The sequence below is a fragment of the Rothia sp. HMSC069C03 genome (genome assembly GCF_001811075.1).
GTDB classification, from domain to species: Bacteria; Actinomycetota; Actinomycetes; order Actinomycetales; family Micrococcaceae; genus Rothia; species Rothia mucilaginosa.
In genome coordinates, this window is sequence record NZ_KZ627135.1 from 424,977 (window position 1) to 444,381 (window position 19,405).

Annotated in this window: 17 protein-coding genes; 2 read left to right on the forward strand and 15 right to left on the reverse strand. The window is 59.9% G+C overall.

Going from position 1 to position 19,405, the window contains the following annotated elements; genetic code table 11:
* Positions 1–8: 8 nt before the first annotated feature.
* From HMPREF2779_RS03800 to dnaJ, 14 genes are all read right to left on the reverse strand, one after another.
* Positions 9–1,118 (reverse strand): tRNA (adenine-N1)-methyltransferase, encoded by a 1,110-nt coding sequence (locus HMPREF2779_RS03800; RefSeq protein ID WP_070686773.1) that lies wholly within the window; start codon positions 1,116–1,118, stop codon positions 9–11.
* Positions 1,119–1,373: 255 nt separating this feature from the next.
* Positions 1,374–1,682 carry a helix-turn-helix domain-containing protein gene (locus tag HMPREF2779_RS03805; protein WP_105360864.1) on the reverse strand — a complete coding sequence of 103 codons (309 nt, stop codon included), beginning with the start codon at positions 1,680–1,682 and terminating at the stop codon, positions 1,374–1,376.
* Positions 1,683–1,732: 50 nt separating this feature from the next.
* Positions 1,733–2,074: a type II toxin-antitoxin system RelE/ParE family toxin gene (locus HMPREF2779_RS03810; protein ID WP_044142711.1), complete on the reverse strand. Its 342-nt coding sequence runs from the start codon at positions 2,072–2,074 to the stop codon at positions 1,733–1,735.
* A 147-nt stretch (positions 2,075–2,221) separates the two neighbouring features.
* Positions 2,222–3,538: a cysteine--1-D-myo-inosityl 2-amino-2-deoxy-alpha-D-glucopyranoside ligase gene (mshC, locus tag HMPREF2779_RS03815; RefSeq protein ID WP_070686767.1), complete on the reverse strand. Its 1,317-nt coding sequence runs from the start codon at positions 3,536–3,538 to the stop codon at positions 2,222–2,224.
* A 158-nt stretch (positions 3,539–3,696) separates the two neighbouring features.
* Entirely contained in the window at positions 3,697–4,545 is an 849-nt protein-coding gene (locus tag HMPREF2779_RS03820; protein ID WP_070686765.1) for an undecaprenyl-diphosphate phosphatase, read from the reverse strand.
* 244 nt (positions 4,546–4,789) lie between these two features.
* Positions 4,790–5,086 carry a hypothetical protein gene (locus tag HMPREF2779_RS03825; protein WP_233992260.1) on the reverse strand — a complete coding sequence of 99 codons (297 nt, stop codon included), beginning with the start codon at positions 5,084–5,086 and terminating at the stop codon, positions 4,790–4,792.
* A gap of 224 nt (positions 5,087–5,310) precedes the next feature.
* Positions 5,311–7,059 carry a 2-isopropylmalate synthase gene (gene leuA, locus HMPREF2779_RS03830; RefSeq protein WP_105360865.1) on the reverse strand — a complete coding sequence of 583 codons (1,749 nt, stop codon included), beginning with the start codon at positions 7,057–7,059 and terminating at the stop codon, positions 5,311–5,313.
* 401 nt (positions 7,060–7,460) lie between these two features.
* Positions 7,461–8,900 (reverse strand): LCP family protein, encoded by a 1,440-nt coding sequence (locus tag HMPREF2779_RS03835; RefSeq protein ID WP_105360866.1) that lies wholly within the window; start codon positions 8,898–8,900, stop codon positions 7,461–7,463.
* A gap of 82 nt (positions 8,901–8,982) precedes the next feature.
* The gene (locus HMPREF2779_RS03840) at positions 8,983–10,140 is read right to left on the reverse strand and encodes a GTPase Era (protein WP_199774552.1); all 1,158 of its coding nucleotides are present in this window, start codon (positions 10,138–10,140) and stop codon (positions 8,983–8,985) included.
* A gap of 125 nt (positions 10,141–10,265) precedes the next feature.
* Positions 10,266–11,720: a hemolysin family protein gene (locus tag HMPREF2779_RS03845; RefSeq protein WP_105360867.1), complete on the reverse strand. Its 1,455-nt coding sequence runs from the start codon at positions 11,718–11,720 to the stop codon at positions 10,266–10,268.
* A 9-nt stretch (positions 11,721–11,729) separates the two neighbouring features.
* Entirely contained in the window at positions 11,730–12,251 is a 522-nt protein-coding gene (gene ybeY, locus HMPREF2779_RS03850; protein WP_005508686.1) for an rRNA maturation RNase YbeY, read from the reverse strand.
* Positions 12,252–12,254: 3 nt separating this feature from the next.
* Entirely contained in the window at positions 12,255–13,382 is a 1,128-nt protein-coding gene (locus tag HMPREF2779_RS03855) for a PhoH family protein (protein ID WP_105360868.1), read from the reverse strand.
* Positions 13,383–13,508: 126 nt separating this feature from the next.
* A complete protein-coding gene (locus tag HMPREF2779_RS03860) occupies positions 13,509–14,288 on the reverse strand; it encodes a 16S rRNA (uracil(1498)-N(3))-methyltransferase (protein WP_070686753.1) in 780 nt (259 codons plus the stop codon).
* Between the two features lie 162 nt (positions 14,289–14,450).
* Positions 14,451–15,587 (reverse strand): molecular chaperone DnaJ, encoded by a 1,137-nt coding sequence (gene dnaJ / locus HMPREF2779_RS03865; protein ID WP_005508690.1) that lies wholly within the window; start codon positions 15,585–15,587, stop codon positions 14,451–14,453.
* A 217-nt stretch (positions 15,588–15,804) separates the two neighbouring features.
* On the opposite strand from dnaJ, the gene HMPREF2779_RS03870 reads away from it, so the two are divergent.
* Together HMPREF2779_RS03870 and HMPREF2779_RS03875 are read left to right on the forward strand one after the other, a co-directional pair.
* Positions 15,805–16,674, forward strand: a complete 870-nt coding sequence (locus HMPREF2779_RS03870; RefSeq protein WP_105360869.1) for a DUF3097 domain-containing protein — start codon at positions 15,805–15,807, stop codon at positions 16,672–16,674.
* Between the two features lie 264 nt (positions 16,675–16,938).
* On the forward strand, positions 16,939–17,358 hold the full coding sequence (locus HMPREF2779_RS03875) for a DUF4870 domain-containing protein (protein ID WP_070686750.1): 420 nt from the start codon (positions 16,939–16,941) through the stop codon (positions 17,356–17,358).
* A gap of 641 nt (positions 17,359–17,999) precedes the next feature.
* Here HMPREF2779_RS03875 and hemW read toward each other — a convergent pair.
* Positions 18,000–19,286, reverse strand: coding sequence for a radical SAM family heme chaperone HemW (gene hemW, locus HMPREF2779_RS03880; RefSeq protein ID WP_070686748.1), 1,287 nt, complete (start codon positions 19,284–19,286; stop codon positions 18,000–18,002).
* Between the last annotated feature and the right edge of the window lie 119 nt (positions 19,287–19,405).

The following is a 19,405-nucleotide window of genomic DNA, read 5'->3' on the forward strand; positions in this document are numbered from 1 at the left end:
GATTCAAATTATTCAGCAGACTCAGTCGCCGCAGAGTCAGTTTCAGCGGCTGCGCCGTTGTTCTGCTCAGAATCCATGGCGTTTTGCGCGGTACCGTTTTGTTCCAGCGCAATCTCGTTCGCACGTGCGGCGTGAGCGGCAAGATTCTTCGCATCGCGGGCTGCGCGGCGAATCTTCTTATCGGTCACCTCACGCTCACCCACGTTCATGGGAATCCACGCGTTCATATCCTCTTCAGAGAAGTCAGTCTTGGATGCGCGACGCTTCGGTGCCAGGCGCACCGCACCGTCAGCCAGGCGACGAGCCACGACCAGGAACGCGGTGTGTGCAACCATGCGGTGGTCGGGGCGGACCGCCAGGCCCTCCACGTGCCAGCCGCGCACAATGGTTTCGTCACATTCGGGTTCGGTGAAGCGGCCGTCCAGGCGCATGCCCTCAACCAGGCGGGACATCTGGGTTACGGTCGCAACGTAGCAGATGAGCACGCCGCCGGGTGCGAGCGCCTCCGCAACAGCGTCCAGGCATTCCCAGGGTGCGAGCATGTCGAGTACGACGCGGTCGACGCTGCCGGGCTCTTCAACCTGCGGCAGGGTGTCCTGCAGGTCGCCGATGCTCAGCTTCCACGCCGGGTGGGGTCCGCCGAACATGGTCTCGATGTTGCCGCGGGCGACGTCTGCGAACTCTTCACGACGTTCGAAGGAGTGCACGCAACCGTAGTCGCCGACTGCACGCAGCAGCGCGATGGACAGCGCACCGGAGCCGACGCCGGCCTCGACGACGCGTGCGCCGGGGAAGATGTCTGCCTTGACGATAATCTGGGCGGCGTCCTTGGGGTAGACGACAGCTGCGCCGCGCGGCATGGAGAGCACGAAGTCCTTGTAGAGGGGGCGCAGCGCCTGGTAGAGAATGCCGTGAGTGTTGGGGATGACGGTGCCTTCGGGTGCGCCGATGAGGTCGTCGTGCTTGAGGAAGCCCTTGTGGGAGTGGTATTCGCCGCCTTCGGCGAGGGTGATGGTGGTGATGCGGCCGCGTTCGTCAGTGATTTGGACGCGCTCGCCGGGGCGGAAGGGGCCGCGGCGGTTGATTGCGCCGGTGGGGGTGTGGGTGCCGCTGCTCACGGGGTGATTCTCCTCGGGTTTGGGTCAGTCTGTGCTGTTCGCGCTTTGCGGCGAACTCTGGACGGAAAAAGTCCTTTTCTATTTTAGCGGAGTCTGCAAATCGGCTGTGGTGCATTACCCCGCAAGCGTGATAATGCGGGTGGCTGGTTTCTTGTGCGGTCAGCTCTGGATACAGTGGAGAACGCAGGTATCAAAAAGCACGAGGGTAGTGCTCACGATTATCACCGTGGTACTACTCCCCGCGCTTTTTACTATCTATGCAAGACGATATGAGGTATCTCCAAAATTTGCCTCGATACTCAGTTTGCCACCGAGTGCCTCAATGTAGCGCTTAAGAGTGCTGATTTGAGTCTTATCAAGGTCGCCTCGTTCCAACTTGGACACGCTGTTCTGAGAGACATTCAGCTCAGCAGCAATATTTTGCTGAGTCATCTGAGCCTGCTCTCGAAGTTCACGGAGTCGATATGCACGTACTTCTGCAATCATCTCTTCGGCGAGCGCGTCAACAGCTTCACGGTTGTAGGGACGAAGAGCGTACAGTTCGTCCATTACTGATGTAGTCATTTTTCGTCCTCCTTCCAAATGGTGTTGTGTGTGGGTAAGACCATGCAGTCTTATAAATTACGTAGATGCTCTTTGTAGATTTGTTCAGCACGAGGAACGTTCGTGCGGTACCACTTATTCCAGTTTCCCGACTTATCTCCCGCAACGAGCATAACGGCTTGCCTTCGGGGATCAAACACAAAAAGTATGCGTATTTTACTTTGACCTGAGGAGCCTGGCCTGAGCTCCTTGAGATTTTTAATAGTTGAATATTTGATGTTGTCAACCAGGGGCCTGCCAAGAGCAGGACCTTCCCTTTCAAGAACCTGAAGAGAGGCAACTACCTGCTCGTAGTCATCGTCACTTAGCTCTTGAAGCCAGGATTGAATATACCGGAAGTCGATGTTCCACATACTCCAAGAATAAACCCTGTAGGTTGTATTTTCAATACGGTTGAAATGTAAAAGTGTATTGAAGGCGCAGAAAAGCGCAGGGCGGCAGCCACGGCTTTCACACCGTAGCGCCGCTCCTGCGCTTCAACGTTTCGTGGGGTGTTATCCCTAGAGGACCACGCCCAGGCGTGCCGCCAGGATGTCACGCACCAGCGCGCCACCGCCAACGGTGGTGTCCGCCAGAGCCTTCACAGCCCACGCATCCACAGCCGCCAACGCCGCCGGAGCGTTCAGGTCCTCGCCAAGTGCCTCACGCACAGTGGTCAGCAGCTCAACAGCCGCCTCATCGGTGACACCTTCGGAACCTTCACGGCCCTCAGCCACCGACACCGCATGACGGTACGTATCCAGGCGAGCCTTCGCGTGCTCCAGCAGCTCATCAGTCCAGAACCAATCCGAACGGTAATGCTGACCCATAATCGCCAGACGCACCGCGTTCGCATCCTCACCGGCCGCACGCAGACGCGAAACCAGCACCAGGTTACCGCGGGACTTACTCATCTTGTGGCCGTCCAAACCGACCATGCCGGTGTGCGCGTAATGCTTCGCGTGCGGGCGTGCAGACACAGCCCACGAATGGCCCGCACCCAAATCATGGTGCGGGAACGTCAAGTCGTTACCGCCTGCTTGAACGGTCAGCGAACCATCCACAAAACGGCGGGCAATCATCGTGCACTCAATATGCCAGCCCGGGCGGCCCGCGCCCAGCTCGCCGGCATCCCAGCTCGGCTCGCCCTCACGCTCAACACGCCACAGTAGCGGATCCAGTGCGTCACGCTTACCGGCCCGGTTCGGGTCGCCGCCGCGCTCAGCGAAAATCTCCAGCATCTCATCACAGGTCAAGTGGCAGACCTCGCCCGGTGCCCATGAGTAGCCCTCGGCATTCGCGGGCAGCTCACGCACAGCCTTCAAATCCAGGTACACGTCACCGTCAGGATGCACCACACCCTGCTCATCCGTGAAACCGGGCACGCGGTACGCCAGGCCGCGGCGCAGCAAATCCTCAATCAGCGGGAACAGCCACTCAATGGATTCCACCACACCCACATAGTGCGCCGGCGGAATCACGTTCAGCGCCTTCATGTCGGTGCGGAACAGTTCCGTCTGATCCTCAGCCAGCTCACGCCAATCAACGTTCGTCGCGGTCGCACGCTCAAGCAGCGGGTCGTCCACATCGGTCACGTTCTGCACGTACGTCACCGGCACGCCCGCATCCAGCCAGGCGCGGTGCAGCAAGTCAAAAGCAACATAGGTGGAGGCGTGACCCATATGCGTCGCGTCGTACGGGGTGATACCGCAAACGTACAGGCTCGCCGCCTTATCCTCCTGAACCTGAACAATCTCACCAGCCGCAGTATCAAAAATACGCGGCAACGCAGCCTGACCGGGCAGAGTCACAGAGGCGGGGGCATCCCAAGCTCGCATGGGTTTCCTTTCCGTAAAAACGCCCACAACCGGTGGACGCGCCACACCCGCTGCCCAACCTCAAGGCATGCGGGTGCCAAAAAATCTACTCCAATAAGAATACCCGCTCGTGAGTTTCTCACGGGCGGGTATGTCATATCACGCTGAGGGCTAAAGCCTTAGAACGCCGAAGAAGTAGCGTTCAGAACGCCAGTGCCCAGACCAACGAAAATCAGGATACCGAGCGCAATGCGGTACCAAATGAAAACGCCGTAGGACTTCGAAGACACGTACTTCAAGAACCAGCCGATCATCAGGTAACCCACCACGAACGCGACCAAAGTCGCCACGATAGTCGAGGGGATACCGTAGTAGCCGGTCGCCTCAGCACCAGTGAACACCTTGAAAGTCTTGTACAGACCAGACATGAACACTGCCGGCAGAGCCAGAAGGAACGAGTAACGAGCCGCAGCCTCACGGGTGTAACCCATGAACAGACCCGCAGTAATCGTACCGCCCGAACGGGAAACACCCGGGATCAGTGCCAGCGCCTGCGCGAAACCGTACAGAATACCGTGACGGAAAGTCAGGTCCTTCAGCTCACGCTGCTCACGACCAAAACGGTCCGCAAGACCCAGGAACACCGCAAAGACAATCAGCATGGTCGCCACAACCCACAGGCTGCGGAACTGGGTGTCAATGTAGTCTTCCAGCAGCAGGCCCAGAATACCGATGGGCAGGGAGCCGAGAATAATCAGCCAACCCATGCGGGCATCCGGGTCGTTGCGCGGTACGCGGCCGGTCAAGGATCCGAACCAGGACTTCAGGATGCGAACAAGATCGCGCCAGAAGAAAATCAGAACCGCAGTCTCAGTACCCAGCTGGGTGATTGCGGTAAACGCGGCGCCCGGGTCAGCCCTCTCCGGCAGGATCTGACCAACAATGTTCAGATGCGCCGATGATGAAATCGGCAGAAATTCGGTAAGGCCCTGAACGAAGCCCAAAATAATTGCTTGAATCCATTCCACGCATTCAAGGATACAGGAGGCGCACCCACCCGGGGCGGTTCGCCGAAGGTGATGTGGAACTTCCGCAAACCGCCCCGTCCACACTGTGAAACGCTCAGGGTGCCGTTTCAGGAGGTATACCGCGGTGCGTCCGGGGCTTATCCATGGCTCATGCACGGTTCAAGGAGGCCGCGCAAACACCTCAAATGGGCGCTCTCCGGCGCGTCGAAGGTGCGTCAACGGCGCGTTCTCCGGCGCAAGCGTACTAGCCGCACGACCAGTCAAAAACACCAGTCTCAAAATCAAAAACAGCGCTACCGCACCCAAAATTCAGCACATCAAACTCAATATAACGAGCCGTCAGACCATCCGGCAGGCTCTGCGCATAAAAATGAGTGCCGCCCAGGTGAGTACCCACCACAATCAGCGGCTTTGCCCACTCAAACCACGCAAAATCCTCCGTGTCCCAATCGAAAGGACTCAGATAACCAGTCTGCGGGTCAACATTCTCAAACACATCACTCGGGGCCTTACCGGCATTCGGGTCATCGTCGGAACCCACCCCACAAGAGCAAGCTTACGATCCAGCGGCTGCTGACGATTAGCCAAAGCCCAGGCGCTGAAGCTCTCCTCCTCACCACGATGCTCACCGGGACGGCGCACATTAAACGCATAAGGGCGGGATACATACTCCCAGTATGCATCCCGCCCCCACATCATGCACGGTCAACGGTCATCAGCCAGCGGTCACCCGCAAACCTTGCACAAAGCATGTACGGCTATCGCCTACGCCTGACGCTCATCACGCAGCGCACGGTTCACAGCCGAAATCATCGCCTTCAAAGCTGCACGAGTCGTCGAGCTGTCCACACCAATACCCCACAGCACGCGAGAACCAACAGCAGCCTCAACATAGCAGGCAGCATTAGCAGTCGACGAAGACGACATGGTGTGCTCCGAGTAATCCATCACGCGAATATCCACGCCCTCGCCCGACAGGATGTTCTGCAGAGCGTCCACCGGACCGGTACCCGAAGCCGAACGAGTGTACGTGTGACCATTAATATTCAGACCAACACGCAGAGTGGTCGCACCAGTATCAGCCGAATCAATATTAATCGACTCAATACGATACTTACCCCAACGGTTCTGCGGATCCGGAGCCGGCAGATACTCATCCGCGAAGATGTTCCACAGCTTCTGGCTGGTCATCTCGCCGCCCTCAGCGTCAGTACGAGCCTGAACAATCTTCGAGAACTCAACCTGAGCACGACGCGGCAGGTCCAGACCGTGATCCTGCTTCAGCAGGTACGCCATACCACCCTTACCGGACTGCGAGTTCACACGAATAATCGCCTCATAGGTACGACCCAAATCGCGAGGATCAATCGGCAGGTACGGAACCTCCCAATACACCTCATCCACAGTCTTACCCGCCTCAGCAGCGGTACGCTCCAGAGCCTCAAAGCCCTTCTTAATAGCGTCCTGGTGAGAACCAGAGAACGCAGTGAACACCAGGTCGCCACCATACGGCGAACGCTCGTGCACCTTCAACTGGTTGCAGTACTCAACAGTCTTACGGATACCGTCAATATCAGAGAAATCAATCTGCGGATCAATACCCTGGGTGTACATGTTCAGACCCAACGTCACCAGGTCAACGTTACCGGTGCGCTCGCCATTACCGAAGAGGCAACCCTCAATACGGTCAGCGCCCGCCAGGTAACCCAGCTCAGCAGCAGCCACGCCGGTACCGCGGTCATTATGCGGGTGCAGCGACAGCACAATGTGCTCGCGGTGGTTCAGGTTGCGGTCCATCCACTCGACAGAGTCGGCGTACACGTTCGGGGTAGCCATCTCAACGGTAGCGGGCAGGTTCACAATCAGCTCGCGGCCGTTCTGACCGACCTCCAGTTCCTCAGCCACAGCGTTCACCACGCGAGCCGCGTACTCCAGCTCGGTGCCGGTGAAGGACTCGGGCGAGTACTCGTAGATGACCTTAGTATCGGAGATCATCTGCTCTTCGTACTTGCGGCACAGGCGCGCACCCTGCAGGGCGATATCCAGCACGCCCTCCTGGTCCTGGTTGAACACCACGCGACGCTGCAGAACGGAGGTCGAGTTGTAGAAGTGCACAATCGCCTGCGGTGCGCCCTCAATCGCCTCAAAAGTGCGGGCAATCAGGTGCTCACGCGCCTGCACCAGAACCTGAATGGTCACGTCCGAAGGAATGTGGCCGTCCTCAACGAGAGTGCGCACAAAATCAAAGTCAGTCTGCGACGCCGAAGGGAAACCAACCTCAATTTCCTTGTAACCCATCTTCACCAGCAGCTTGAACATCGCAAGCTTACGGTCGGTGTCCATGGGGTCAATCAGCGCCTGGTTGCCGTCACGCAGATCCACTGCGCACCAGCGCGGAGCCTTCTCAATGACCTTATCCGGCCAAGTGCGGTCCGGCAGGTCAACAACAATCTGCTCGCGGAAAGGGCGGTACTTGTGTACCGGCATGGGGCTGGGCTTCTGGTGGTTTTTCATGATGAATTTCCTGTTGGTTGGTCCGTCTCGCTCTACCCCAAATGTGGGGCTCGTACCGTGCCGGGTATCGGTCCCCGGCAGCCGTGGTCAAGGCGGTGCATCAGAAAGGATGCAAAGGTGAGATGCCGCGTCAAAAAGCCGGAACGGTTGCGGCAGATTCTAGCGTGCCCCGTTCCGGCGAATAAGCAGCAGGTTCACTGCCTGGCGGGTAACCCCGCGCATACTCTCACCGTCAATAGTCATGCCTCCACGCTATCACAGGGGTCGGAAGCGGCGGCAGGGCACCCGGGAAGCCGTCCATCATCTGGAAAGAATTAACGGCAAAGGGGCGCAGCCACCATTTCTGGCGCTACGCCCCCTTATTCAAAATTCACGCATCTGCGCTATGCCCTAGCTACAACCTAGTAGGCGAAAGCAGTCTGGCACTTGTGCTGATCAGCAGTCTGACCGGTCGCGTTACCCGCAATCGCAGCCTCCTGCTTCTCCATCGCATCACCGGACGGGAAGTCAGTACCAATCGTCACCGACACTCCCAGAACCTCTTCAGTCGCCACCACGCGGGTTACGTTCAGTTTTGCGGCGATTTCCTTCGCCTCCGCCTCATAACCGGTCGAGTAGAACACCGTGGTGAAGTTCGTCGGGTTAGCCGAAGTACCGGGAGTAACATTCGTGTAGCCCAGGCCCTCAATCACCGAAGCGATTGTAGCCGAGCGACCATCCAGACCGGTCGCGTTGTACACGTTCACCGGAACCGTACGGTCCAGCTGAACCGGAGCGGCAGCAGTAGCCGGTGCCTCCGGAGCCTTCTCTTCCTTCAGCGACTTATCGTCACGCAGACGCTGGAACACGTTCGCAGCATCCGCAGAAACCTGCAGGCGGTTCTCATCCTGGCTCCACGGCTCAGTCGGCACGGTCGCAAACACAACATTCGACAGATCCACGCCACCAAGAGCCGCACCAACACCCACCAGAGTGCTGATATTACCCAGGTTCTTATCCACCGTCACGTTCTGAGTAATCGCCTCAGCAATGTTAATCAGACGGCTCGGATTCGACAGAGTACCCTCGCTCTTCACCTTACGCAACAGCGAAGACAAGAAGCCCTGCTGAGCCTGAATACGACCAATATCGGAACCATCCGAGAAGCCGTGGCGGCTACGCAAGAACGCAAGAGCCTGCTCACCTTCAACCGAAGAAGTACCGGCAGGAAGCTTCAAGCCACTGTACTCGTCATCAATCGGAGCGTCCACACACACCTGAACGCCGCCAACAACCTTCGACAGCTCCTTCACAGCGTTAAAGTCCACCAACATGAAGTGGTCAATATTCACACCGGTCAGCTTGCTAATGGTTGCCACAGTACAACCGGGGCCACCGCGAGACAGAGACTCGTTAATCTGAACGTTCTCCTCAGCCGGGTACACGGTGCCGCTCTCAGGATCAGTACACTGCGGCACATCAACCATCAGGTCACGCGGGAACGACAGCACGCTCACGTTCTTACGGTCCTTGCTGATCTGCAGCAGCATCATCACGTCCGCGCGAGCCTCAGAATTGCGGTCATCCTCATCACCGTACGCACCGTTATTACCCTTACGGGTATCGGAGCCAATCACGAGAATGTCCAAGGCGCCGTTCTCCAGGCCGTTCTTGTAATTGCTGATGTTCAGCTCCTGAGTATGCAGATTATTGCGCATACGCAGAGCCAACACGCCACCAAAGCCAACAACAATGACGAGCATGCAAGCAGTAAGCAGAGCAATCCACTTATTGCGGTTTGAAGTCATCACCGTCGTGCGCATATGACGACCGGTGCTTCGTAAACGAGGTGCCTGGGGCATACCTTTTCTCTTTCTGCCGGTGAGCAAGTGCTTTCTCAGAGTAACACTCTTCCCTATGAGCGCCGAATGAGTAGGAAAGCTACTAGAATCCCAGGCGGTTCAACGCACGCGCGTCAGACTGCCATTCCTTCGCAACCTTCACATGAATATTCAAATAAATGCGGGTACCGAGCAGCGCCTCAATCTGCTCACGAGCCTTCGTACCAATCTTGCGCAGATTCGAGCCGCCCTTACCGATAATGATGTATTTCTGCGACTCACGCTCCACATATAGGTTCACGTGCACATCCAGCAGCGGGTTATCCGCCGGGCGGCCCTCACGGAACTCCATCTCCTCAACCGTCACAGCAATCGAGTGGGGTAGCTCCTCACGCGCACCCTCCAGAGCAGCCTCACGCACCAGCTCCGCGATGAGGGTTGCTTCCGGCTCATCGGTCAGCTCACCCTCCGGGTACAGCGGCGGCGACAGCGGAGTGTACTGCGCCAGCAGGTCAGCAACCGCATCCACCTGGAAATGCTTCACAGCAGACACCGGGATAATCGCAGCCCAGCCACCCTTACCGTCAACCGGCATCGGCTCAGCAACCTCACCGGCGCGGCGCGTAGCCGCAGGGCCCGAACCCTTCGCGAAAGGCACAGCATCATTCTTGCCGCCCTTACCCTTGGGGCCCTTACCCTTCTGCTTCGCACGATGCTCGGCACGCTTAGCACGAGCCGCACGCTCAGCGCTCATAACCTCTTCGCCGAGCGCCTCAACAGCCAGCAGCTGCTCACGCAGCTCCTCAGAGCTCACAGTGTCAGCCTTCGTCACAATAGCAACCACCGGCTTATTGCTCGACGCCACCAGCTGCGACGCAATGTAACGGTCACCCGGACCGATCTTCTCATTCGCCGGAATGCAGAAGCCCAGCACATCCACCTGCGAAAGGGTGCTTGCCACCAGGTCGTTCAGACGCTCACCCAGCAGAGTGCGGGGGCGGTGAATACCCGGGGTGTCCACCAGAATCAGCTGGTACTCGTCCTTGTGCACAATACCGCGGATTGTGTGGCGGGTCGTCTGCGGACGGTTTGAGGTGATAGCCACCTTCTGACCGACCATAGCGTTCGTCAGAGTAGACTTACCCGCATTCGGGCGGCCCACCAGCGACGCGAAGCCCGAACGGAAATCCGCCGGGTAGGTCGGCAGCGGGGTGCTCAAGTCCAGAGTGCTCAAATCGAGCGGGGTGTACTCCTGGTCCATTGTGTTTCTCCTTATCAAACCCCGTGCGGGGTGTATGGGGTGCCAGCCTCATCTGCCTGCGCCTTCCGGGGCGGGGCGGCCGGCTCAAAGTGTGTTAGGGAAAATGCGGCGTCTATGTTCGATATCTAGCGGTTGCCGTGCTGATTGGTTGCCGGTTCAGCCTCTGCAATATCTCCCGGAAGATCAGGATGCGCATGCGGCTCAGTCACAGCGGGCGGCTCCGTATCCACGGTGAGGACGTCAGCAACCTCCGCGGAATTAGGCTCCGAGGAACCCTCAGCGCTCTCCTGCTCATCACGAGGCGGCTCGTACCACGCCTGCAACATGTCCACCTGGTGGCGGCGGCCCGACGAACCAATCGCACGGATATGAATGCCGTCAATCTCAATCTCAGAACCAACAATCGGCACCATACCCAGATGCTTAGCGAGCAGACCGCCCACCGTATCAACATCTTCATCGTCGAGTTCACGACCGAAAATCTCGCCCAGCTCATCAATACCCAGACGGGCAGAGAGACGGAACGTGCCGTCGTCATTCAGCGTGTAATCGGGGCGCTCATGGTCGTACTCATCAGAAATGTCGCCGACCAGCTCCTCGATTAGGTCCTCAAGCGTGATTAGACCGGCGGTGCCGCCGTACTCGTCAACAATAATCGCCACGTGCGTGGACTCGCGCTGCATCTCACGCAGCAGGTCCATGGCGCGCTTCGACCCGGGCTCAAAACGAGCCGGGCGCATCAGCTCAACCACGGTCGGCAGGGCGGTACCTTCGGGAGCCTCACCGTGCAGGATGAAGGCGCGCATCGCGTCCTTCAGGTAGAGCACGCCCAAAATCTCATCGCTCGAATCACCAATCACCGGCATACGCGAATAACCCGAACGCAGGAACAGGCTCAGCGCCTCACGCAGAGGGGTGTCACGGCTGGCGGTGAGCATGTCGGTACGCGGAACCATGAGCGAACGGATGCGGGTATCGTCCATCTCAAAGACAGACTGCACCATCTGCGCCTCGTCATCCTCAATGGTTTCAGCGTCGGAGGCGCGGTCCAGGAACTCGCGCAGCTCCTCCTCATCGAACACGCCCACCGGGGCCTCAGCCGAACGTTCCGGCGCCAGGCGCACACTGAGCTTATCGAGCAGACCGGTCGCCGGGCTCAGCAGAACCGACAGGTAGTGCACCGGGCGCGCCAGCACACGAATCGACGCGACCGGGCAGTTACGTCCCAGAGCACGCGCCAGCATATGCAGAATCGGGTAGCCCACCAGCGCAACAATCACGAGGGTCAGCACTACGGCGAGCGCGTGCACCTCGACCAGGCTTAGCAGACAGGTCATGGTGGCGAGCACCGCGGCGGCTGCCGCAATGAGGCGGGTCAGGCGCAGCGGGTGCGTGTACGCCTCGGAGTCACCGTCGAGGGTGCGCTGCAGGACGCGGGCGCCGAGGGTGTCCGGGTGTGCCTCCACCGCTTCCTCAGCCTCGTTGTGCGGCAGGTAGGTGAACGCGGTTTCGGCGATTGCCGCGACCACGGTCAGGCAGAGCGCGAGAACGGCGAGGAGGGCTGTGAGTAGAATGTCCACGCCGCTCCCCTAGTGTCGGGTTTCGACCGGTGCCGGGCGGCCCAGGAACTCTTCGAGGATGGAGCGCTGAATGCCGAACATTTCAGCTTCCTCTTCGGCGGTGCCGTGGTCGTAGCCGAGGCAGTGCAGAATGCCGTGGGTGGTGAGCAGGCACAGCTCATCGAGGGTGCTGTGGCCCGCGTCTGCGCCCTGACGTGCGGCGACGGGCGGGCAGAGGATGATGTCGCCGAGCATGCCGCTGGAGGGGTTTTCGGGGGTTCCCGGTTCCAGCTCGTCCATGGGGAAGCTCATCACGTCGGTTGCGCCGGGCAGGTCCATCCATTCGATGTGCACGCGCTCCATTTCGTCTTCGTTCACGATGGCGATGGACAGGTAGGTGTCATCGGCAAGGTGCATGCGTTTGAAGGCGTGCTCGACGAGGCGGGTGAGCACCTCGGTGTCTACCGCTTCGAAAGATTCGCGGATGAAGGCGTCGGTTACCGGGTCGGCACCGGTTGCGGGTTCTTCACAGTCGAATTCGATCTCTGCCACCGTTTAGCGTCCTTCCGGGGTGGTCTGTGCGTTGTTGGGGTTCTGCTCGGCGTTTTTTTCGGAGCCGCCGTTGATGCCTGCGCGGTCCAGTAGTTTCTCTGCTGCGGCCTCGATGGTGGCGCGCTTGACCTTGCGGTTGCGCTTGCGTTCCATTGCCTTCTGGTCTTCGCCCCACTGGTCGTAGGCGGACACAATGTTCGACACCAGGGTGTGACGAACCACGTCGGAGGATTCCAGGATGCTGAAGTGAATATCCTCCACGCCCTGCAGAATGTTGCGCACCTGCTTCAGACCGGATGCCGCTCCACCGGGCAGGTCGATCTGGGTGATGTCACCGGTAATGACCATCTTCGAGCCGAAGCCTAGTCGGGTCAGGAACATTTTCATCTGCTCGGCGGTGGTGTTCTGCGCCTCGTCAAGGATGATGAACGCATCATTGAGGGTGCGGCCACGCATGTACGCCAGCGGTGCGACCTCAATGGTGCCCGCCTCCATGAGCTTGGGGATGGTTTCGGGTTCGAGCATGTCGTGCAGTGCGTCGTAGAGCGGGCGCAGGTACGGGTCGATCTTCTCGTTGAGGGTGCCGGGTAAGAATCCCAGACGCTCGCCAGCCTCCACGGCGGGGCGGGTGAGGATAATGCGGTTCACTTCGTGGCTCTGCAGCGCCTGCACAGCCTTCGCCATGGCGAGGTAGGTCTTACCGGTACCCGCCGGGCCGATGCCGAAGATGACGGTGTTCGCGTCGATAGCGTCCACGTACTTCTTCTGGTTAATAGTCTTGGGGCGAATCGTGGTGCCGCGGGTGGAGAGGATGCTGGCGGACAGCGAGTGCGCCGGGTTGCTCAGTTCGTCACCGAGCATGCCCATGAGGCGGTGAATAACCTGCACGGTAATCTGCGTGTCGTGGCTGGAGAGCACGCGCAGTTCGTTCAGTAGCTTTGCGGCGGTATTGACGGCCTCGGAAGGGCCGGTGATGAGTACGTCCAGGTCCTTGGGGCGCAGGCTAATCTGCTCGAAGTAGTCCTCGATAATTGCCAGGTGCGCGTCCTGCGGGCCGAGCACGGCGATCATTTCTGCGGCGCTCTTGAAGGATACGGTGCGCGCGGTCGAGAGAGGTCGGGAGGTAGTCATATGGGCTCCTTGGCTAGTGATGTATTTACAAGTATAGATGCGCGTGATGCACCACGCCCCGGTGGATGCCTGTCAGCTGGGTTCTAGCAGAGGGGTGCTACCGGAGGAAATCCAGTAGCGGGCGCTCTACCAGCGGCCCAGCACCACGTTCAGGGTGCACATGGCGGCAGAGCCGGCGGTGGAGGAACGTAGCACCTCGTCACCGAGTAGTGCCAGCTGCGCGCCAGCGTCGGTGAAGAGCTGCACTTCGCGGTCGCTGATGCCGCCTTCGGGGCCGACGAGCAGGTAGATTTCTTCGGGCAGGTTCTCTGCCTCTACAAGCTTGCGCGCCAGGGCGCTGAGGCGTTCGGTCGCCTGCTCATGCAGGATGAACACGGCGGCGGACTGCTCAGAACCCTCCCCGGCAACTTCTTCAATGAGTTCGACCAGGTCGGCGGTGCTGTACAGGTCGTACACTTCGGGAATGAGCGCGCGGCGCGACTGCTTCGCGGCGGCGGTGACGGTGTTCTGCCACTTGGTGTGTGCCTTGGAGGCGCGCTCCCCCTTCCAACGCACGATGGAGCGGTCCGCGCTCCACGGAAGCACACCGTACACGCCCAGCTCGGTGGCGGTTTCGATGGCGAGCAGGTCGCGGCCGTCCTTCGCGAGGGCCTGCACCAGGTAGATGGAGGGCACGCTGCGTTCCTCGCGTAGCTCCTGCACCTGCACGCTCACGCCGTCCGCGTTAATGGAGGCGACCGTACCGAGTGCGCGGCGGCCGGTGCCGTCACCCAGGTCGATGCGTTCGCCGAGCTCAAGGCGCTTGACGAGGGCGTGCTTGCCTTCGGAGCCGCTGAGCGCGCAGGTGGCGCCGGGGGTGAGTGCGTCGTATTCTTCCGTGCTGATGTAGAAGATGGGGGCGCTCATGGTTCTCCTTGAGGTGCGGTTTGAAAGCGTGGGTAGTGTGCGGTTGGTGTGTGAAATAGGTGCGCAGCTTGGCGCGGGCGCATGCAGCGCAGTGCTGACAGGAAAGCGGCGGGGGCGGGGTGAGTACCGCACCCCCCGCATCCTCAGCTTGGTGTAGGGATCCTACTTGAACTGGTCCTTCAGGCGGGAGAAGAGACCGCCGCGGTGCTTGACCTGCGAACCTTCGGTGAGGGATTCACCGCGCAGGGCAGCGAACTGGCGCAGCAGTTCACGCTGTTCTTCGGTCATGTCGGTGGGGGTGACCACCTGGATACGTACCAGCAGGTCGCCGCGACGCTCGGTGCCGAGCACGGTTGCGCCCAGGCCGTTGAGGGTGATTACGTCACCGCTCTGAGTGCCTGCGGGGATCGCAACTTCCTGGTCGCCGTCGAAGGTCTTCAGCGGGATGGTGGTGCCCAGTGCCGCCGCGACCATGGGGATGTTCACGGTGGTGACCAGGTTGTCGCCCTCGCGGCTAAAGTACTTGTCGCGCTTGACGTTCAGGTCAACGTACAGGTCGCCGTTGGGGCCACCGTACAGGCCTGCTTCGCCCTTGCCGCGCAGGCGGATACGCGCCTGGTCGTGCACGCCGGCGGGAACGTTGAAGGTCAGCGGCACGTCTTCACGTACGCGGCCCTGACCGTGGCATTCAGGGCAGGGGGTCTTGATGACGGTGCCGTAGCCGTGGCAGTCGGGGCATTCAACCTGCTGCATGACGGTACCGAGGATGGACTGCACGCGGCGCTGCATGAAACCGTGACCGGAGCAGGTGGTGCAGGTTTCGGGCTGGGTGCCCTCTGCGGTGCCTTCGCCGTTACAGGACTTGCAGGTCACGGCGGAGCGACGCTCAATGGTCTTCTCAACGCCGAACACGGCGTCCTGCAGGCTGATGGAGACGGTAATCAGGTCATCCTGGCCCTGACGCATGCGGGATGCGGGGCCGCGGGCACCTGCCGCGCCGCCGGTGAACATGTTCAGCAGGTCCTCAAAACCGCCGAAGCCGCTGAATCCGCCGCCCGGGTAGCCGCCGCCTCCGGGGTAGCCTGCGCGGCCCTGTTCGTCGCCGGTTGTGTCATAGTTGCGGCGCTTTTCGGGGTCGGAGAGCACCTCGTAGGCGAGGGTGACGCGCTTGAACTCTTCGGCTGCGTCCTCGGAGGGGTTCACGTCGGGGTGTAGCTGGCGTGCCTTCTTTCGGTACGCCTTCTTGATCTCTTCGGGGCTGGCGTCGTTCGATACGCCGAGAGTATCGTAGTGGCTCATGCGTTTCCTTCCTCTCGAGACGATGGCGGTGCTCGATGAGTGCACCGCCAACAATGGTCGTATCAATTCTAGGGGATACTACCCCCGACCCGATACAATGGCTAGGCTGAATGGGGGTCGCTCCCGCTATCCGCTTAATCTGCGGTGCCTGTGCCCCTGAAATCGGCTCCGTAGTCCTATTGCGATTTTCACCCCTACCGCCCCAAAGGAGAATACGTTGAGTACCCACCACTCCCCCTACGGCTGGGGTGCCCAGGATCTAAACGCCGCCCGCATGAGCCGCCAGGCGCCGGCCCCGCGTAAAGTACCGCTGCGCCGCGGCCTGCTCATTGAGGACATTAACGGTTGGGTGGGTGAGGTCGTGAAGGCTGAACGCATCGGCGGTGCCCTCTTCTTCGGACTCGAGGACGCGAAGGGTCGCGTGAAGAACTTCCCGCTGGGTCCTGGCTACCTGATTGAGGGCGAGCCCGTTGAGATTGTCGCCCCGGTGGCTGCGAAGGAGCCGAAGCGCACGATTTCTCGTTCCGGATCTATTGCGGTGAAGAACGCCCCGGCTCGGGTGGCGCGCGCCTCCCGCATCTGGGTTGAGGGTTTGCACGACGCCGAGCTCGTGGAGAAGGTCTGGGGCCACGATCTGCGCGTTGAGGGCATTGTCGTGGAGCCGCTGCACGGCGTGGATGATCTCGCCGGTGCTATTCGCGAGTTCGCGCCGGGCCCAGGCCGCCGCCTGGGTATTCTGGTCGACCACCTGATTGAGGGCACGAAGGAGCAGCGCATTGTTGCGGATACGCTGGCTGTGCCGGGTGCCGCCGGGCACGTGAAAATCGTGGGCCACCCGTTCATCGATATTTGGCAGGCGGTCAAGCCCTCGGTGCTGGGTTTGAAGGCGTGGCCACAGGTGCCGCGCGGTGAGGACTTCAAGAAGGGCACGCTGCGTCGTCTGGGTCAGCCGCACGAAACGCAGGCGGATGTGGCGCAGGCGTGGAAGCATATTCTCTCCCGCGTTGACTCCTACGCTGACCTGGATCCGACGCTGCTCGGTCCGGTCGAATCGCTCATCGATTTTCTCACTGAGCCGGGTGCCTAACCGCACCCGAGACCCGCTATTGCGCCCCCGTCTGCGAGCGCAGGTGTGAATTTGCTCAGAACCTTTCCCTCGAGGGCATTATCCTGTGGGTTTTGTCCCCTAAAGCGGTACAATAGTTGAGCGTGTGGCATTGCCTCTGTGGGTTTATGTTGCACCATCACTACACTCTTAGGTCACCACCGCTCAAACGATTTGCCTCTTCGGAGGGTATATCCACCGGCTTAGGTGATCACCACAAGAAACTTCTATCGAACCAGGATTTTCGTGACTAACGATGTTCGCCCGGCAACCGGGCCTCAGAAAACCCGTAAGATTAGCGTGATTCAGGACCGCAACCGTGCGACTCTCGCGCATTTCGGCGGTATTCTCGGCATCATTCCTTCCGCTGCGGTTTTCTACGTCAGCCGCAATAACGCACCCTTCGCTGAGCAGGAAGCTCGCGAGGCAATGAACTTCACCCTCCTGCCCTCCATTGCTCTGGTGACGCTGTGGGTTGTGTCGTTCCTGCCCGGCATGGGAAACATTGCCATGGTTCTGGGTGCGCTCGTGTGGCTATTCATGGCTATTGCGTCGTTGCGTGCCGGTATTGAGGTGAACCGCGGTGAGCCGTACAGCTACCGCGTGAACCCGCGCCTGCTGGACCGCTTCTACTCCACCGAGAACGCAGAATCCGCAGAGTCCTAAACCGCGCTGTCTCAGAACCGCGCTGATAGCTTTTACGATGAACGCCCCGCACGTTGTGTGCGGGGCGTTCTACGTTTAAGTGGGGCTTCTTTGCCTAGTGCGCGTGAATTACTGCAAACTCTACCGAATGGTGCTGTAGATAATCTTTGTTAAACGATCGTGGGCCCCTGTTACCAGGAGCCCACAACCGTATTCACTCAACTTCAGCAAAGACGAGAACACGCTGTTAGACATATACCGTCCTGCCATGACCTATTATGGCACAGCGTAACCTTCAACCACAACTTGAAATTGGGTGTTTTAGAGAATTTTTTCTCAGGAAAGTATTCGAAAAATACGCACTCTAAAAGTGGTATGACAGAGTGGAAAATTCTTTTGGCTAGTCCAGTACAAATGCGAACAATTAGCACACCGGTGTAAGGTGTGATGCTCCCCCAAAGCCCCTCCAAACAGCCCCGAAAAATTTTTTTAAAAGTTTTTTGAGACCCGCAAAAACACCCCGAAATCACCGAAATATTACGGCAATGCCGGGGCGCACGCCATTCGCAGGCAGCGTTAGAGAAAAGCATCAAGTGGAGCTGCGACAGACCAGAACCGGAACGTCGCCCCGATTGAAAAGCCCCTTGTCAGACCAATGCTTCTTAGTGCTCCTCGTGCTCTTCAGGGACCTCCGGGAGCAGCTCACGGGTGACCGCATCGCCCAGTAGACGGCCCTTGAGGGTCAGGTGCACGTGAGCTTCAGGGTCAGGTTCAGCTTGAGAATTCAAAGCATCAGGCTCAATCAGAGCTTGAGAAACCAGCCAACGCAGGGAGGCACCCAGCTGCGCCTCGTCGTGCACGGCGAGCAGCTCGCGCATCGCCAAGCCCTCACGCACACGGATCATGAGCATAATCGTCTCAAAAGCACGAGTGGCGGTGTCCAGAACCTCACGTGCCGCCGCCGGGGACTCCCCCGCCCGCACCTTCTGCGCGTACGGTACCGGGTGCTTCACGTTCCACCAGCGGGTACCGTTGACGTGCGAGTGCGCGCCGGGACCGATGCCCCACCAGTCCTGGTTGCGCCAGTAGGCGAGGTTGTGGTCGCTGCGGGTGTCCTCGCTGCGCGAGTAGTTGGAGACCTCGTACCAGTTGTAGCCGGCTTCGGTGAGCAGCTCCTCGGCGAGCAGGTACATGTCCGCCATGAGGTCTTCGTCGGGCATGGTGTATTCGCCGCGGCGGATCTGCGCGGCGAGCTTGGTGCCGTCCTCCACGATCAGCGAGTACGCCGAAATATGGTCCGGCTCGTAGGAAATTGCGGCGCGAACACTTTGCTCCCACTGATGCAGGCTCTCCCCCGGCGAACCGTAAATCAGGTCCACGGACACCTGCAGGCCAACCTCCTTAGCCCAGGCGACGACCTTCGGCACGTTCGACGGCGTGTGGGTGCGGTCGAGTACCTGTAGCACCTCGGGGACGACTGACTGCATACCGAAGGATACTCGGGTGAAGCCGCCGTCCTTGAGGGTCTGCAGGTCTTCGCGGGTTACGGAGTCGGGGTTCGCTTCGGTGGTGACTTCTGCGCCTTCGACGAGGCCGAATACGTCGATGGCTGCCTGCAGGATGCGCACGAGGTCGCGGGCGGGCAGTTTGGTGGGGGTGCCGCCTCCGAAGAAGACGGTGTGCATGGGGCGTTTTGCGACGCCGGATGCTTCGAGGGTACGGGCGGCGAAGAGGATTTCTGCGATGGCATCGTCGGCGTAGGTGCCGAGGCCGATGCCGTCGCCGAAGTCTTCGGTGGCGTAGGTGTTGAAGTCGCAGTAGCCGCAGCGTACGGAGCAGAAGGGGATGTGTACGTAGAGGCTGAAGTCGCGGGTTTCGCATCCTGCCGCGCTGGTGGGGGGGATGCGCCCGTCGCGGGGTGCGGGGGCGCCGGTGGGCTGGGCGGGCATTCTGCCTCCTGGAACTAGGTGTAGAGGTCGGGGGGGGGGGATCAAATATGGGCACCGCGCATGCGGCTACGCGGGTAGTATCAGCAGGCGGGTGGCTTCAGTGAGCGGGTAATATCAAC

Coding starts and splice junctions, on each gene's coding strand:
- HMPREF2779_RS03860 (WP_070686753.1), bottom strand. CDS start 14,288: ATGAGCGCCCCCATCTTCTACATCAGCACGGAAGAATACGACGCACTC.
- HMPREF2779_RS03805 (WP_105360864.1), bottom strand. CDS start 1,682: ATGACTACATCAGTAATGGACGAACTGTACGCTCTTCGTCCCTACAAC.
- dnaJ (WP_005508690.1), bottom strand. CDS start 15,587: ATGAGCCACTACGATACTCTCGGCGTATCGAACGACGCCAGCCCCGAA.
- hemW (WP_070686748.1), bottom strand. CDS start 19,286: ATGCCCGCCCAGCCCACCGGCGCCCCCGCACCCCGCGACGGGCGCATC.
- leuA (WP_105360865.1), bottom strand. CDS start 7,059: ATGAAAAACCACCAGAAGCCCAGCCCCATGCCGGTACACAAGTACCGC.
- HMPREF2779_RS03855 (WP_105360868.1), bottom strand. CDS start 13,382: ATGACTACCTCCCGACCTCTCTCGACCGCGCGCACCGTATCCTTCAAG.
- HMPREF2779_RS03810 (WP_044142711.1), bottom strand. CDS start 2,074: ATGTGGAACATCGACTTCCGGTATATTCAATCCTGGCTTCAAGAGCTA.
- HMPREF2779_RS03835 (WP_105360866.1), bottom strand. CDS start 8,900: ATGCCCCAGGCACCTCGTTTACGAAGCACCGGTCGTCATATGCGCACG.
- HMPREF2779_RS03840 (WP_199774552.1), bottom strand. CDS start 10,140: ATGGACCAGGAGTACACCCCGCTCGATTTGAGCACTCTGGACTTGAGC.
- mshC (WP_070686767.1), bottom strand. CDS start 3,538: ATGCGAGCTTGGGATGCCCCCGCCTCTGTGACTCTGCCCGGTCAGGCT.